Origin of the sequence: Chromobacterium alkanivorans, from assembly GCF_016937655.1 — a bacterium.
In the GTDB taxonomy this organism is placed as follows: Bacteria; Pseudomonadota; Gammaproteobacteria; order Burkholderiales; family Chromobacteriaceae; genus Chromobacterium; species Chromobacterium alkanivorans.
This window is the reverse complement of sequence record NZ_JAFHKL010000003.1, coordinates 22,047-37,925: the sequence shown is the minus strand read 5'-3', so window position 1 is coordinate 37,925 and position 15,879 is coordinate 22,047. Positions and strand designations below refer to the sequence as shown.

Annotated in this window: 10 protein-coding genes; 3 read left to right on the top strand and 7 right to left on the bottom strand. The window is 65.9% G+C overall.

Annotated features, from left to right (window positions below; genetic code table 11):
• Window positions 1-22: 22 nt before the first annotated feature.
• The 3 genes from JW897_RS05975 to JW897_RS05965 form a co-directional block, all read right to left on the bottom strand.
• On the bottom strand, window positions 23-3,910 hold the full coding sequence (locus tag JW897_RS05975; protein WP_205465479.1) for a non-ribosomal peptide synthetase: 3,888 nt from the start codon (window positions 3,908-3,910) through the stop codon (window positions 23-25).
• Between the two features lie 719 nt (window positions 3,911-4,629).
• Window positions 4,630-5,118: a single-stranded DNA-binding protein gene (locus tag JW897_RS05970; protein ID WP_205465478.1), complete on the bottom strand. Its 489-nt coding sequence runs from the start codon at window positions 5,116-5,118 to the stop codon at window positions 4,630-4,632.
• A 46-nt stretch (window positions 5,119-5,164) separates the two neighbouring features.
• A complete protein-coding gene (locus tag JW897_RS05965; RefSeq protein WP_205465477.1) occupies window positions 5,165-6,526 on the bottom strand; it encodes an MFS transporter in 1,362 nt (453 codons plus the stop codon).
• Window positions 6,527-6,703: 177 nt separating this feature from the next.
• On the opposite strand from JW897_RS05965, the gene uvrA reads away from it, so the two are divergent.
• Window positions 6,704-9,535 (top strand): excinuclease ABC subunit UvrA, encoded by a 2,832-nt coding sequence (gene uvrA / locus JW897_RS05960; RefSeq protein ID WP_205465476.1) that lies wholly within the window; start codon window positions 6,704-6,706, stop codon window positions 9,533-9,535.
• 141 nt (window positions 9,536-9,676) lie between these two features.
• Window positions 9,677-10,123, top strand: coding sequence for a VOC family protein (locus tag JW897_RS05955; protein WP_048413821.1), 447 nt, complete (start codon window positions 9,677-9,679; stop codon window positions 10,121-10,123).
• 56 nt (window positions 10,124-10,179) lie between these two features.
• Here JW897_RS05955 and JW897_RS05950 read toward each other — a convergent pair whose 3' ends face one another.
• Both JW897_RS05950 and JW897_RS05945 read right to left on the bottom strand, forming a co-directional pair.
• Window positions 10,180-11,526, bottom strand: a complete 1,347-nt coding sequence (locus JW897_RS05950; RefSeq protein ID WP_205465475.1) for an HD-GYP domain-containing protein — start codon at window positions 11,524-11,526, stop codon at window positions 10,180-10,182.
• Window positions 11,527-11,712: 186 nt separating this feature from the next.
• Complete coding sequence (locus tag JW897_RS05945) at window positions 11,713-12,492, bottom strand: HAD-IIB family hydrolase (RefSeq protein ID WP_205465474.1); 780 nt, start codon at window positions 12,490-12,492, stop codon at window positions 11,713-11,715.
• A 181-nt stretch (window positions 12,493-12,673) separates the two neighbouring features.
• Here JW897_RS05945 and JW897_RS05940 point away from each other — a divergent pair, with 181 nt between their 5' ends.
• The gene (locus tag JW897_RS05940) at window positions 12,674-13,183 is read left to right on the top strand and encodes a GNAT family N-acetyltransferase (RefSeq protein WP_205465473.1); all 510 of its coding nucleotides are present in this window, start codon (window positions 12,674-12,676) and stop codon (window positions 13,181-13,183) included.
• A 226-nt stretch (window positions 13,184-13,409) separates the two neighbouring features.
• Here the strand turns inward: JW897_RS05940 and JW897_RS05935 are convergent, their stop codons facing one another.
• Both JW897_RS05935 and JW897_RS05930 read right to left on the bottom strand, forming a co-directional pair.
• The gene (locus tag JW897_RS05935) at window positions 13,410-13,664 is read right to left on the bottom strand and encodes a hypothetical protein (RefSeq protein WP_205465472.1); all 255 of its coding nucleotides are present in this window, start codon (window positions 13,662-13,664) and stop codon (window positions 13,410-13,412) included.
• Between the two features lie 666 nt (window positions 13,665-14,330).
• On the bottom strand, window positions 14,331-15,806 hold the full coding sequence (locus tag JW897_RS05930; RefSeq protein ID WP_205465471.1) for a protein adenylyltransferase SelO: 1,476 nt from the start codon (window positions 15,804-15,806) through the stop codon (window positions 14,331-14,333).
• Window positions 15,807-15,879: the final 73 nt, after the last annotated feature.

Here is a 15,879-nt window from a genome sequence, read left to right as displayed (position 1 = left end):
CCGGGTCTGAGACGGCGATGGCCTACGCCGGCTGCGCCTGAGCCTGGCCGACGCCGAGCGGGGCGCGCCGCCGCAGTTCCGCGGCGAATTGCGCGCCGAACTGTTCCAGGTACTGACGCTGCAGCAGGCATTCATGCGGCGCGTTCACCTCGTACTCGATCAGCTTGCCGGAGATGTAGGGCTGCCAGAGCGACGGCTGCTGATCCTCGGGGCGCAGGATGTCGGTGGTGGCGCGGATGAAGATCAGGTCGCCGTCGTAGCGCTGGTAGCGGCAGCGGGCGAGCAGCTCCAGCATCAGCTTGGAGTCGTTCACCAGCCGGCTCAGAAACTCCTCGCCTACCTGGCTGCCGCCCAGCACTTCCTCCATCGCGCTCTTCAAGCCCTTGATGCCGGCGCGCGGCGCGCCGACGATGGCCCGGGTCATCCGGGTGATGATGGTGGCGTCGTCCAGTTTCAGCGAGGCCGGCCCGCCTTGCAGCGGATAGCTGTCGAACATGCACAGGAAGCTGACCTCGTAGCCGTCGGCCTGCAGCATGGCGGCCAGGCGCAGCGCCAGATTGCCGCCCACCGACCAGCCGGCCAGCTGGTACGGCCCCCGCGGCTGCACCGCCTGGATGCGTCGCCGGTATTCCTCGGCCAACTCGTCCAGCGATGCGATGACGCGGTCCGGATCGCGCAGGATAGGCGACTGGATGGCGTACAGCGGCTGATCCTCGGGCAGGAAGGGCAGCAGGCCGGCGTAAGGCCAGGCGATGCCGCCGCCCGGGTGGATGCAGAACAGCGGCGGCCGGGAGCCCTGGACGCGCAGCGGCAGCATGGCGTCGAAGGGGTCGCTGAAGGCGGCGGGCCGCTCCAGGCGCTGGGCCAGCTGGCGCGGAGTGGGGGCGGCCAGGAAGTCGGCGATGCCCAGCGAGACGCCGAAAGTCTCTCTGATGTCGTTGATCAGTTGCAGGCCCAGCAGCGAATGCCCGCCCAGCGCGAAGAAGTTCTGATTGGCGTAGACCTCGCCGCATTCCAGCACCGTCGCGAACAGACGGCACATGATTTCTTCTTCCGGGGTGCGCGGCGGCGCCTGCTCGCCGTCGTCCTGCAGCGTGGGCGTCGGCAGTTCGCCGGTGGCCAGCTTGCCGTTGGGGGTCAGCGGGAAGACCGGTAGCACCATGATGACGCTGGGGATCATGTGGTGCGGCAACTGGCGGCTCAGCGCCTGTTTCAGGCCCTCGCTGTCCAGCTCCAGCTGCTGGTTGGCCACATAGCCGACGATGGCCGGGCCGTGCGGCAGCTCGCGCAGCAAGGCGACGGCGTCTTCCACGCCGCCGCAGCCGAGCAGGGCGTTCTTGATCTCGTCCAGCTCGATGCGCAGTCCGCGCAGCTTGATCTGGTTGTCCTGGCGGCCCTGGTAATGGATGCGGCCGAGGTGGTCGAAGAACACGCGGTCGCCGGCCCGGTACATGGTGTCGGCGGGGTCCAGCAGATCGGGCACGAAGCCCTTGGCCGTCAGCTCCGGGCTGTTGCGGTAGCCGCGGGCCACGCCGGGGCCGCCGATGAACAGATCGCCCCAGGCGCCGGGCGGCAGCAGCCGTTGTCGCGGGTCCACCACGTAGAGCCGGGTGTTGGCGGTGGCGGGGCCGATGGACAGGTCGCCGTCGCCGTAGTCGGCGTTGATCGAGGTGGCGAAGGAGGTTTCGGTCGGGCCGTAGACATTGAGCAGGCGGCAGTGGGAGAAGCGCGCCAGCAGCGCCGGCGTGCAAGGCTCGCCGCCCAGCATCAGGACGGTGTCCCGCGGGAAGTCCTCGGTCTGGTGGTAGGCCAGCAGGCTGGGCGTCATCACCAGCAGCTTGATGTCTTCCCGCTTCACCAGCGCGGCCAGCGGTTTGCCGGGCGCGCTGGAGACCTTGTCGCAGATGACCAGGGTGGCGCCGGCCAGCAGCGTCATCATGATTTCTAGCACCGACATGTCGAAGCCGGCGGCGATGAATTGCAGCACGCGCTGGCCGGCTTGCAGCCCGGCCGCCCGGATGGCGGTGTCGGCGATGGGCACCAGATTGCGCTGAGTCACTTGCACGCCCTTGGGCTTGCCGGTGGAGCCGGAGGTGTAGATCAGATAGCCGGGCGCGGCGGGGTCTACGCGGGGGAGCGGGAGGACGGCCGGCGGCAGCGCGTCCAGCGCCGCGGCGTCCAGACGCAGCAGTTTTTCCGGCGCGACTTCGGCCTTGACGGCGCTGCCGGCGGCGACGATGACCGCGGCCGGCGCGGCGTCGGCCAGTATGTATTCGACGCGGGCTTCCGGCAGGTCGGGATCCACCGGCACATAGCCGGCGCCGAGCTTGAACAGCGCCACCGCCGCCACCGCCCATTCGATGCTGCGCGACACGATGACGGCGACGTCGTCGCCGGGCCGCACGCCGCGCGCCAGCAGCAGGCTGGCCAGACGGTCGGCGCGGTCGTCCAGTTCGGCGTAGCTGAGTTCGCGTTCGCCCTGGCGCAGGGCCGGCAGGCCGCCGTGGTTCCGCGCCGAGGCGGCGAAGGCGTCGGCGAAGACCGGCGGCGCGTCGGCGCGCGCCGGCAGCGGGTAGCAGCGCTCGCGCTCGCCGGGCAGCAGCAGCTGGTAGTCCGCGGCCGGGGTTTCCGGCGCGTCGACGAAACGCTCCAGCAGCAGGGTCATCCGCGCGTAATGCAGTTCCAGTGCTTCCTGCGGGTAAAGGTCGGCGTTGGCGTTGAAGCCTATCTCCAGCCGACCGTCGGCGTTGCGGTCGAAGATGTCTATGCCGAGATGGTCGGCGGGGCCGTTGGCGACGTTCTGGACCGTGGCTTGGCAGCCGTCGAAGTCCACTTCCTGGTCATAGGCCACGATATTGAGCAGGGTGTTGAACAGCGGCTTGTGGCCGCGCTCCGCGTACAGGTCGCGGATCATGGCCTCCGAGCGGTAGCCCTGATGCAGCAGGTGGCGGCGCAGCTGGCGCTGGATGTCCGCGGCGACCGACAGCACCGTGGATTCCGGCGCAAACGAGATGCGCAGCGGCAGGATGTTGGCCACCATGGCCGGGATCTCGCGCAGGGCCTTCAGCTGGCGGGCCGCCACCGGCATGCCCACCGCCAGCTCGCTCTGGCCGGTCATTCGGTGCAGATAGGTGGCGCAGGCCGCCAGCAGCACGCTGGACAGACGCAGCCGGTGTTGGCCGGCGGCCTCCCGCAGCCCGGTCACCGCCGCGCCGGAGAAGGCCTTGCGCAACCGGTTCAGCTTGCGCAGGGGCGCGTCGCCGGGCGCCAGCTGGGTGGGGTCGGGCAGGTCCAGGCAGTACTGGCGCCAGTAGGACTGGTCCTTGAGGTAGGACTCGCTCAGGCGATAGGCCTGTTCCGCCTCGAACACCTGGCTCAGCGGCTGCGCCGGCAGCGGCTCGACGGCCTCGCCGCGCGCCAGCCGGACATAGCAGTCGGTGATGTGCTTGAACAGGATGGCGTGGCCGAAGCCGTCCACCACCAGGTGGGAGCCCAGCTCTATCATCCGGTGGCGGCGATCGGCCAGTTTGACGATCAGATAGCGGATCAGCGGTTGCCGGGCCAGGTCCATATCGTCGGCCAACAGTTCCTCCAGCATCGCCGCGTAGGCCTGTTCCGGGTCCGCTTCGGCGGACAGGTCGCGCCAGGAAAAATAGGCTTCGTGCAGTTCCGGGCGAAGGTGTTGCCGGTATTGCCCGGTGGCCGGGTCCGTGTCGAAGGCGGCGCGCAGGGTTTCCACTTGCCGGCACACGGTTCTGATGGCCTGTTCCAGCAAGGGCGTCTGCAAATCGCCGTTGAATTCGATCACATCGCACAGGTGGTAATGAAGGTTGCGGCCTTCCTGGCCGATGGCCAGGCAGACTTCCTGCTGGGCGGCGCTCAGCGGGCAGAGGGATTTATCGTCTAGCATGCTGTTTCTTCCAATAGATTGTTTTTACAGTTGGTAGTATTTATTTAAAATAAAAGTAATGAGGGATGAAGGCGCGATGACGGAAAAAGGCGCGTCGCCGCTATGCTTGCGGCTTAGGCTCTGGTTTGGGTTTAGCTGCGGCGAATAGGCCCGAAGAAGGGCGGATCAGTGGGCGACGCCGTGGAGTGGCGTGGCTGAAGGGGCGCGGTGCGCGGCGTGGCGTTTTTCATGGTTGCTCTGCACATGTCGTATCAGACAGACCGAATATGTCGTTTTGATAATACGCGGAAATTATATCAATACGGCATGAAATTGATACAGGAAAATTCACTCGACATATATCGGCAGAGGGGATTTGTCTCATTTGTGCAAACGCACATTTTGAGGGCGCCGATAAAACATTAATCTGGCTCAAGACGCGCCGTTAAAGACTATGGCAGTTCATGGGCAAAACGGTGCGGCGCAGCAAAGCACGCGCTTGCTTGGCCTTGGCCGGCGAAGAGGGCCGCTGGAACGGGCCGGGCGAGCGCGCCGCGGCGTGGGAGGGGGGGCGGCGCTGGCGTGCAAGAAAGACGTTGCCGCCGCTCAAGCGCTCCAGTCCAGCCGGCGGACGCCGGAGGGCGGAATTAGACATGCAAAGAAAAAGACCGAAACCCAGGCGCCGTCCGCTGACGGCGCCGTGTGTTTCGGCCTTGGCTGGATTGTTCGCGCTCTGGTTTTTAGAACGGAATGTCGTCGTCCATATCGTCCAGCTGCTTGGGCGCCGGGCGCTGCTCCTGGCGGCGCGGCGCGGCCGGGGCTTCCTGCCGCGGGGCCGGGGCGTTGTAGCCGTAGCCGTCGTCCATGCCGCCGCCGCTCATGCCGCCGCCGCTCATGCCGCCGCCGGAACCGCCCATCTCGTTGCGGCCGCCTTGCAGGCTCAGTTCGTTGACGCGCACGTCCGGGGACAGGCGTTTGTTGCCCTCTTTGTCCTGCCACTCGCGCAGGGTCAGTTGGCCGTAAACGGTTACCTGCTGGCCTTTGGCCAGGTAGTTCTTCAGCGATTCACCGCGCTTGCCCCATACCTGGCAGCTGAACCAGTTGGTGCTCTTGCGCTCGCCAAAGCCGATGTCGCTGGCTACGCGGAACGACAGTACCGGCTCACCGCTGGGGGTGTAGCGCAGTTCGGCGTCGGCGGCCAGACGGCCGTCAAAGGTGATGCTGTTCATCGATGTCTCCGAATAAAAATCTAAATGTTTGGCCCGTCGCCGCGGCTCAGAAGGTGGCGCCGATCAGACGTTGCACCGTCGCTTCATCCCACTGCTGCTGCGATACCTTCAGATAGGCCACGCGGTCTTCCAACACGACCACGGCTTCATGCACGCCGGCCACGCCGGCCAATTGGCGGGACAGGTCGCTGGCGTCGCCCCGCCAGTCCTCGCCGATGTGGTACATCACCGAGCGCACCGGCTTGGGCGGCCGCATGGCCAGCGACCACAGCAGCCAGGTCAGCATCAGCAGGCTGGTGAAGCCGAACACGCCGGCAGGGCCGAAGCGGGTGTACAACCAGCCGCCGGCGGCCGCGCCCAGGAACAGGCCAAGGGATTGGGCGGTATTATACACGCCAATCGCGGTTCCCTTGGCATCCGCCGGGGCGATCTTGGAAATCAGCGAGGGCAGCGTGGCTTCCAGGATGTTGAAGGCGATGAAATACAGGCCCAGCCAGATCACGATCTGCCAGAAGCTGTCCAGCGCCATCGCCATGCCCAACTGGGCGGCGGCCATCAGCGCGATGGCGCCGACGAAGACTTGCTTGAGCCTGGCCTTCTTCTCGCCGTAGATGATGGCCGGCACCATCAGCAGGAAGCCGATCACCGTCACCGGCAGATACACCTGCCAGTGCTGGGTCTTGTCCAGGTGGGCGGTCTTGATCAGCGCGAAGGGGATGGTGACGAACATCGCCATCTGCGCCGCGTGCAGCGCGAAGATGCCGTAATTGAGCTGCAGCAGCTGGGGGTCTTTCAACACCGCCGGCAGCCGATTGGCCTTGGCCTCGGCGTCTGAGTGGAAGCGCGAGCCGACAGGGTCCGGAATCACCAGCCAGACGCCGATCAACGCGGCCAGCGACAGCGCGCCGGTCAGCGCGAAAATGCCGTTGACGCCGATGTACTGGGCCAAGAGCGGCCCCAGCACCAGGCTGGCGGCGAAGGTGGTGCCGATGGACATGCCTATCATCGCCATCGCCTTGGTGCGGTTTTCCTCGCGGGTCAGGTCCGCCAGCAGCGCGGTGATGGCGGCGGAAATGGCGCCGGCGCCCTGGATCACCCGGCCCACGGTCAGGGTGGCGATGTCGTGAGCGCCGGCGGCGACGAAGCTGCCCAGCGCGAACAGCAGCAAGCCGCCGTAAATCACCTTCTTGCGGCCTATCTTGTCGGAGAGCATGCCCAGCGGCAGCTGCAGCAAGGCCTGGGTCAGGCCGTAGCTGCCCAGCGCGATGCCGATCAAGGTGTGGTTGTCCGCGCCTTCCAGGGTTTGGGCGTACAGGGCGAATACCGGCAGGATCAGGAACATGCCCAGCATGCGCAGGGCGTAGATGCCGGCGAGGCCAAGGCTGGCCCGGAGTTCTGTTGCGTTCATTCTTGTGTGCGTCGTTTGTGTTGCTGGCGGGCTGCGGCCTGCGGGCCGCGCCCCATGGTTCTAGTAACGGTCCGGCGCCGTTCCGGATGACGCCGCGCGTTAAAGACTGGTGGAGTCAGACTTGCCAAGTCGGGTATATTAACAGGTTCCCTGACCGACGGTGAGTTACGCTCCAATATGGACAGCATTCGCATTCGCGGCGCACGCACGCACAATCTGAAGAACATCAACCTGGATTTGCCCCGCCACCAATTGATCGTGATTACCGGTTTGTCCGGCTCCGGCAAATCCTCGCTGGCCTTCGACACCCTGTACGCGGAAGGGCAGCGCCGCTACGTGGAAAGCCTGTCCGCCTATGCGCGCCAATTCCTGCAATTGATGGAAAAACCGGACGTGGACCTGATCGAAGGCCTGTCGCCGGCGATCTCCATCGAACAGAAGGCCACCAGCCACAACCCGCGCTCCACCGTCGGCACCGTCACCGAAATCCACGACTACCTGCGCCTGCTGTACGCGCGCGTCGGCGAACCGCACTGCCCGGAACACGGCGTGCCGCTGTCCTCGCAAACCGTCAGCCAGATGGTGGACCATGTGCTGGCGCTGCCGGAAGAGAGCCGGGTGATGATCCTGGCCCCGGTCATCGTCGGCCGCAAGGGCGAGAACCTGGACCTGTTCGAAGACCTGCGCGCCCAGGGCTTCGTGCGGGTGCGGGTGGACGGCGAAGTGTTTGAGCTCGACGCCGTGCCCAAGCTGGACAAGAACAAGAAGCACACCATCGAAGTGGTGATAGACCGCCTGAAAGTGCGCGAGGACATGAAGCAGCGGCTGGCGGAAAGCTTTGAAACCGCGCTGCGCCACGCCGAAGGCCGCGCCATCGCCGTGGAGATGGACAGCGCCAAGGAGCACTGGTTTTCCGCCAAGTTCGCCTGCCCGGTGTGCTCCTACAGCCTGCCGGAGCTGGAGCCGCGGCTGTTCTCCTTCAACAACCCCATGGGCGCCTGCCCCAAATGCGACGGCCTGGGCGAAATCACCTTCTTCGATCCGCGCCGCGTGGTGGCTCACCCGGAGCTGAGCCTGGCCGCCGGCGCGATCAAGGGCTGGGACAAGCGCAACCAGTTCTATTTCCAGATGCTGATGGCGCTGGGCGAGCATTACGGCTTCTCCGTGGCCGAACTCGCCTTCGAAGACCTGCCGGAGAAAGTGCGCAACGTGGTGCTGCACGGCTCCGGCCGCGACAGCATCGAGTTCAGCTATATGTCGGAGAAGGGCACCAAGTTCAGCCGCTCGCATCCGTTCGAAGGCATCATCCCCAATCTGGAGCGCCGCTACCGCGAAACCGATTCCGCCGCGGTGCGCGAAGAATTGGCCAAGTACCAGAACAACCAGCCCTGCCCGCACTGTCAGGGCTCGCGGCTGCGTCTGGAGGCGCGCCACGTCTTCGTCGGCGACAAGACGCTGTACGAGATCAACCAGATGCCGCTGAAGGACACCGCCGGCTTCTTCGCCCAACTGGTCTTCAGTGGCCAGAAACAGGCGGTGGCGGAGAAAATCGTCAAGGAAATCAGCGAGCGGGTGTCCTTCCTCAATAATGTGGGCCTGGACTACCTGAACCTGTCCCGCTCCGCCGACACCCTGTCCGGCGGCGAGGCGCAGCGCATCCGGCTGGCCAGCCAGATCGGCTCCGGCCTGACCGGCGTGATGTACGTGCTGGACGAGCCGTCCATCGGCCTGCACCAGCGCGACAACGACCGCCTGCTGGCCACGCTGATGCGGCTGCGCGATCTGGGCAACAGCGTGATCGTGGTCGAGCACGACGAAGACGCGATTCGCGCCGCGGACTACCTGGTGGACATGGGCCCGGGCGCCGGCGAGCACGGCGGCGAAGTGCTGGTGGCCGGCACCCCGGACGAAGTGGCCGCCTGCGCCCACTCCGTCACCGGCGACTACCTGTCCGGCCGTCGCCGCATCGCATTGGGCTGCGAGCGCCGCGAGGTGGACCCGGAGCGCGTGCTGAGGCTGATCGGCGCCAGCGGCAACAATCTGAAGAACGTCACGCTGGAGCTGCCCTTGGGCATGTTGGTGTGCATTACCGGCGTGTCCGGCTCCGGCAAGTCCACGCTGATCAACGACACCCTGTACAAGATCACCGCGCGCGAACTCAACGGCGCCAGCGAAGAGCCGGCCGCCTACCAGGACATCCAGGGCCTGAAGCAGCTGGACAAGGTGATCAACGTCGACCAGAGCCCGATCGGCCGCACCCCGCGCTCCAACCCGGCCACCTACACCGGCCTGTTCACCCCCATCCGCGAACTGTTCGCAGGCGTGCCGCTGTCGCGCGAGCGCGGCTACGGCCCGGGCCGCTTCTCCTTCAACGTCAAGGGCGGCCGCTGCGAAGCCTGCCAGGGCGACGGCATGATCAAGGTGGAAATGCACTTCCTGCCGGACGTCTACGTGCCTTGCGACGTATGCCACGGCAAGCGCTACAACCGGGAAACCCTGGAAGTGCAATACAAGGGCAAGAGCATTCACGAAGTGCTGGAGATGACGGTGGAACAGGCGCTGGAATTCTTCAGCGTGGTGCCCACCGTGGCGCGCAAGCTGAGAACGCTGATGGATGTGGGCCTGGGCTATATCCGGCTGGGGCAGAGCGCCACCACCCTGTCCGGCGGCGAGGCCCAGCGCGTCAAGCTGGGGCTGGAGCTGTCCAAGCGCGACACCGGCCGCACCCTGTACATTCTGGACGAGCCCACCACCGGCCTGCATTTCCATGACATCGACCTGTTGCTGCAAGTGCTGCACCGGCTGCGCGAAAGCGGCAACACCGTGGTGGTGATCGAACACAATCTGGACGTGGTCAAAACCGCGGACTGGCTGATAGATTTGGGGCCGGAAGGCGGCGCCGGCGGCGGCCAGATCATCGCCACCGGCACGCCGGAACAAGTGGCGGCCAATCCGGTCAGCCATACCGGGCGCTATCTGAAGCCTTTGTTGCAGCGCGAGCAAGCCTGATGGCAATCAAGTACAATGCGCGGATAGACAGCTTGCTGTTATAAAGAAATACTGGCGGCGGCAAGGGGCGAACAGCGCCGCCGCCCAGCTGGACGGCGCGTCGCCCAAGGGCTATCGCATCAAAAACAATATGAGGAAGTCATGCTGACTTTAGGCAAGATCGATCACATCCACATTCGTGTGACTGACGTGCCCAAGGCCCTGAAATGGTATCAGCGCGTGCTGGCCATGGCCCCGGACCCGCGCTACAAGCATATGCGCGAAGGTCCGCACGGAGCGGTGATGCTGGCCAACGCCAACGGCGCGGTGCGCCTGGCGGTGAGCGAGGACAAGAGCGGGGCGGTCAACCACCAGGGCGACATCGCCTTCGTGGTCAGCGGCCAGGATTTTCTGGAGTGGATAGACCAGCTGGCCGGCGAGCGCGTCACCAATCGCGACGGCCAGACCATCGCCCGGGACTCCGTGCGCGATCATCGTTTCTTCTGCTCGCTGTCCTTCGTCGACCCCTTCGGCAACCCGTTCGAGATCGTCAGCTACGACCACACCTGGCTGGTGGGCAAGCTCAAGCTGAACGAACAGCTGGAGTGAGGACAGCTCTCCGCCACTAAAACCGCCGGCTTTGCGCCGGCGGTTTTTTCATGCCCTCAAGACAGCGCGCCTTCCTGGCGCAGCACCTGTTCCAGCGCGGCGAAGCAGGCGGGGTCGATGGCGCTGCCCAGGTGCCGGCGCATGATGTCCAGGGTTTGCGGCGCCGGGGTGGCCGGGTGGTAGGGGCGTTCCGCGTTGATGGCGTCGAAGATGTCCGCCGCGGTGATGATGCGGGTTTCCAGCGCGATGGCGTCGCCGGACAGGCCGCGCGGGTAGCCGCCGCCGTCCGGGCGTTCGTGGTGGGCGCCGGCCACCCAGGCCAGTTCGGCGAAGTGCTCGATGCGGCCCAGGATGGCCTCGGTGTAGCCGGCGTGGCGTTTGACCGCCTCCCATTCGTCCGCCTCCAGCTTGCCGGGCTTGTCCAGTATGGTGTTGCTGACGCCCAGCTTGCCCACGTCGTGCAAGAGCGCGCCGCGTTTCAGCCAGCGCCGCCGTTCCAGGCCCAGCTCCAGCTCCGCGGCGATCTGGTCGGCGTAATGGCCCACCCTCTGGCTGTGGCCGGCGGTGAACGGGCTTTTGGAGTCCACCACCTGGCCGAAGCCTTCGGCGATCTCGTCCAGATAGTCCTCGTCCAGCGGCACCGCCCATTGGGCCGGTTCCAGCTTCAGTACCGCCTGGTCGATGTCGTCGGCCTCCAGTTGCCGCCAGAAGTCCGTCCGGGCGCCGACGCGGCGGAAGGCGGCCACCAGTTCCGGGTCGAACCAGCCGCCGGCGCGGCGCAGCGCCTGCTCCAGCGCCGCCTGGCGGCCGTGGGTGATGTGGAACACGTCTATCACCTGGGCCAGCAGCGCGATGCGCGAATTCAGCGGAATGGCGTCGCCGCGCAGCCCCAGCGGCCGGCCGGAGCCGTCCCAGTGCTCGTCCAGCGACTGGATGCCGCGCGCCACGTTTTCATTGAAGCGCAGCTGACGGGCGATGTCGGCGCCGCGGTGGCAGCGGGTGTTGATCAGCTCGTCCGCCATCGCCCGGCCGTGGCGCAGCACCTTTAGGATGGACACCGCGCGCCGCGTCCAGCCCGCGCTGTGGGTGCCGGTGTTCTTGAACACGAAGCCCAGCAGCTGCGGCAGGCCGGCGCCCACTTGCTTGAAGTCCTGTTTGAAGCTGCGGTCGTCGGTCTGGTAGAGCTCGCAGATGCGCGCCGCGTTGCTGCTGCAGCCCAGGTCCTTGAGCAGGATGGCGTAGTACAGGTCCCAGAGCTGCTGCGGCGGCAGGCCTATGCATTGGCCGATATGCATGCCTATCCAGCAGCTGCGGATGCCGTGGCCCTCCGGCTGGCCTTCGGTGATGTCCAGCGCGTAGCTCAGCGAGCTGATCAGTTCGGACAGCTTCAGGGTGGCGGCCATGGGCGCTCCACGGAGTTGAGGCGGGCAGGGAGACGACGGGAAGCTACTTGGCCGCTCACAACACCTTGCAGAGAAGCTGGGGCAAGGCGCGCTGACGCGGACCGTATATTGAGTACGGCAAGCCGGCGCAACGCGGCGTCTTGGTGAGCGGCGCTATCTTATTTATCCTTGGCGGAACGCGCTTTTTCAATCCCGTCGCGCGGGCGCGCGTTCGCGGCTCAGCCGCGCGATGGCGTCCACCAGCCGCGCTTCGATGTCCTGGTCCAGCGGCAGCCGTTCGCTGGCCAGCTCCGCCAGCCGCGGGTGGGCGCCCACCTGCACCGAGTGGCCGGCGTCCAGGAACATGCTGACGTCGTTGCTGTCGTTGCCGAAGCAGATCAGTTCCTCGGCGGCGATGCCGCATTGGCGCAGCGCGGCCATCTTGCTGACGCCGGCGGCGGTGATGTCGAAGATCTGTTCGTCGGAATGGTGGTGCAGCTCCACGCCGGCGTGGGCGTCCAGTTCCCGGCGCAGGCCGGGCGCGTCGGCGCAGGCGGTGATCAGCAGTTTGGCCGGCTGGCGGATGTCTTCCGCGCCGACATGGTTGGCCAGCTTGCCCGGGTCCACCTTGTTGAGGAAGGGGTGGCTGGCGTCGCCGTTGTAGTGGTAGTCCCAGCACAGGTCCACCAGATAGGACGCGGCGAAGCGCTGCGCCAGCCGGGTGACGTCGGCGAACACCGGGTCCGGGATGGGGGTCAGCCGGCGCAGCTCGCCTTGCTGATGGCTCATCGCGCCGTTGGCGCCGATGATCAGCGCGTCGTGGAGGCGGACATCCAGCAGGGGCAGGATGTCGCGGTAAGGGCGGGCGGAGGCGAAGCCCAGCTGGTGGCCGCGTTGGCGCAGGCCGTCCAGCGCGTCCTGAATGATCGGACTGATGGTTCTGCCGTTGAAGCAAATGGTGCCGTCGATATCGAAAATGAAGTGCATGGGGTCTCGCTGGGAGGGTGGCGGTGGCTGGTTTGTAGCGCTGTTTTATGATGTTTGTATTCTAACTGTCTTGCCTACTAGGGTGAAGCCGCCGCGCTGAATTGAATGCCTGTGGACTTGTCAGCAAGCGGTATCGCCCACATTTTTCGTATATGACCGTTCAACCTGGAGAGTGCCGCGCATGAGCCAAAACCTTTGTCTGGACCCGTTGACCGCCGCCGATTTTCCCGCCCTGGCCGAGCTGGCCGGCGAGATCTGGCATCAGCACTTCATCAGCATGATCAGCCGCGAGCAGATCGCCTACATGCTGGCCGGCCGCTATGTCCCGGAGAAGCTGTCCGCCTATCTGGAGGCGCCGGACCGCTGGTTTGGCCTGCTGCGGCTGGACGGCAGGCTGGTGGGCTATTGCAGTTACGCGCTGACGGCGACGCCGGGGGAGATGAAGCTGGAGCAGTTGTATTTGTTGGCGGAAATGCGCGGCCGCGGCTTGGGCGCTTACATGCTGGACGCGGTGGAGCGGGCGGCGCGGCAGCGCGGCTGCGATGTGCTGGCGCTGACGGTGAACAAACACAATGCCGGTGCCATCGCGGTGTATCAGCGCGGTGGCTTCCAGGTGCGCGAGGAGGCGGTGTTCGATATCGGCAACGGCTTCGTGATGGATGATTATGTGATGGAGAAGCGCTTGGCCTGAAGGCTGTGAGCAGTCTGCAAGCATGGCCAATGGAAGGGCGCAAGGCGGGATGCCTTGCGCCTTTTCCTTTCAGAGGCCGGTTGGGAGCCTATTACGATCTGCTGCGTTGCGTGGAGCGTTGCACGGTGAGTATGCCTTCGGAATGCTCATTCGCCTTGTGTGCGCTCCGCTTTCTCCGCCGTTTTCGGCTTGTCTCGCCCCTGCTCGCGAGATCGTGAACAGACTCTCAGGACCGCGTGGTTTTGTTGCGGGTCTCCTCCCGCCACATCACGTCCAGGTAGTTGTGGTACTCGTCGGCGATCCAGCCGGCGGCCTGGCACAGGCCATTCAGCTGGGCCAGATCCGGATTGGGCATGGCGATCTGCTGGCGCATGATGATCAGCAAGGGGCGCAGCAGGTTCAGCGCTTCCAGGCCGTTGGCCAGCGCTTCCGCGGTTTCGAGTTGGGAGATGGAGGCTGTGGGGATGGGGGCTTTGTCCATGATGAACTCCTGACATGGCGTTCCGAGGTCACTTTAACAGTGCATTCAGAATAGGGCTGAGAAGCCGCGACTGACGAGCGCGGGTTTCGCCTGACAGGTGTGTTCAGCACCACGGTCGGAATGTAGCAGTGGAGCAAGGGGCCGGTCAATGCTGTAAGAACCTGTTCACGATCTTTCCAGGAGATTGCTCTAAAGCGTTGAATCCGCTTCGCGGATGATGATTTAGGGCCGGTTCCGCCCGGCAAACGGAAAGGGAGATTTGCGCGGCCAAATCTCCCTTTACCCTAAAGGCCGCCCTGCAAGCCTGGCCTTCGGCTTCCCGCCGGGTCCCGTCAGGCCCGAGGCGCGGCTGAACTCGCACCGCGCTAACGTCGCGGTGCTCGAACAAGCAGCCGCTTAAAACCTCGGGCCTGCCACCCGTCGGCAGGCTTGAAGGGAGTGGGGGTACATCGGGTATGCGGTTTCCTGTGTACCTAAATCAGCAATTCAACACTCTGGAAAAAGATCGTGAACAGGCTCTAAGGCATAAGCGTGCAGAATCGCTAGGTTGGTTTCATGGTCGCAGGCCGGAGCAGTTGAATTTGAGCCCAAGAGGGATAAAGGGGTGGGCGTGGATGCGAAATAAGGGCAAGCCACTAGGCTTGCCCTTGTTGCGTCAGAAAGCAATTAGGTGCCGCAGAAGGTCCGATACCCTTGCGCCACTGCCGGCGCGGCCGGCAGCGTGTAGCGCTCCAGGCCAGCGCGCTCGGTGTAGGGCTGGCGCAATACGTCCAGCAGCGCCAGCGTCGGGCCCATGTCGTCATGGTCGCTGGCGGCGGCCAGCGCTTCTTCCATCAGGTGGTTGCGCGGGATGTAGAGCGGGTTGGCCTGGCGCAGCGCGGCGGCACGTTCGGCGGCGGTTTGCGGTTCGGCGTCCAGCCGCTGGCGCCAGCGGGCCAGCCATGGCGCGGCGGCGGCCGGGTCGTTGAAGAGCTGGGTCAGCGCCTGGTCTTGGCCTTCGGCGGCGTCGGCCAGCCGGCGCCAGGCCAGGGTGTGGTCGGCGTCCTGGCGCGCCAGCAGCGCCAGCCAGTCTTCGGCCAGTTCCTGGTCGCTGTCCTGCGCTTGGGCCAGGCCCAGTTTGTCGCGCGCTTGTCGCAGCCAGTGGGCCTGGTAGCGTTCGACGAAGCCTTCGATGACGGCGGTGGCCGCCGGCACCGCGTTCTTGGGCTCGTCCGGGTCCAGCAGCGGCAGCAGGGTTTCGGCCAGCCGGGCCAAATTCCATTGGGCGATGGCCGGCTGGTTGCCGTAGGCGTAGCGGCCGCCGCTGTCTATGGAGCTGAACACGGTGGACGGGTGATGGATGTCCATGAAGGCGCAGGGGCCGTAGTCTATGGTTTCGCCGCTGAGCGCCATATTGTCGGTGTTCATCACGCCGTGGATGAAGCCGGCGTGCATCCAGCGGGCGATCAGTTCCGCCTGGCGTTCCGCCGCGGCTTGCAGCAGCGCCAGATAGGGTTGCTCGGCGCCGGCCAGTTCGGGGTAGTGGCGCGCCAGGGTGTAATCAGCCAGCCGGCGCAGCATATCGCGCTCGCCGCGGAGGGCGAAGTACTGGAAGGTGCCGACGCGCAGGTGGCTGGCGGCGACGCGGGTCAGCACCGCGCCGGGCAGCGCCTGTTCGCGGTAGACGGTTTCGCCGGTGGCGACCACGGCCAGCGCGCGGGTGCTGGGGATGGCGAGCGCGTGCATGGCTTCGCCGATGATCAGTTCGCGCAGCATCGGCCCCACCGCGGCCTTGCCGTCGCCGCGGCGGGAGAACGGAGTGCGGCCGCTGCCCTTGAAGGCGACGTCGCGGCGCTGGCCGTTGCGGTCGATGACTTCGCCCAGCAGCAGCGCGCGGCCGTCGCCCAGCGATGGGGACAGGCCGCCGAACTGGTGGCCGGCATAGGCTTGGGCCACCGGCTTGGCGCCGGCCGGCAGCGCGGCGCCGGAGAAGGCGGCGGCCAGCTCGGCGGCGTCGGCCTGGCCGTTGTCCAGGCCCAGTTCTTCCGCCAGCGCGGTGTTCCAGTACAGCAGGGCCGGCGCGGGCGGGGCGTCGGGCTTGACCGGCGCGCAGGCGTCGGGCAGGTCGCGGGCGTAGCTGTGGTCGAAGTCGATGTGGATCATGGCGGGCTCGCTGGGCGGGGTAGGGGATTGAGAACCTGTTTACGATCTGCTGCGCGTTGGTGATACGGCGTTG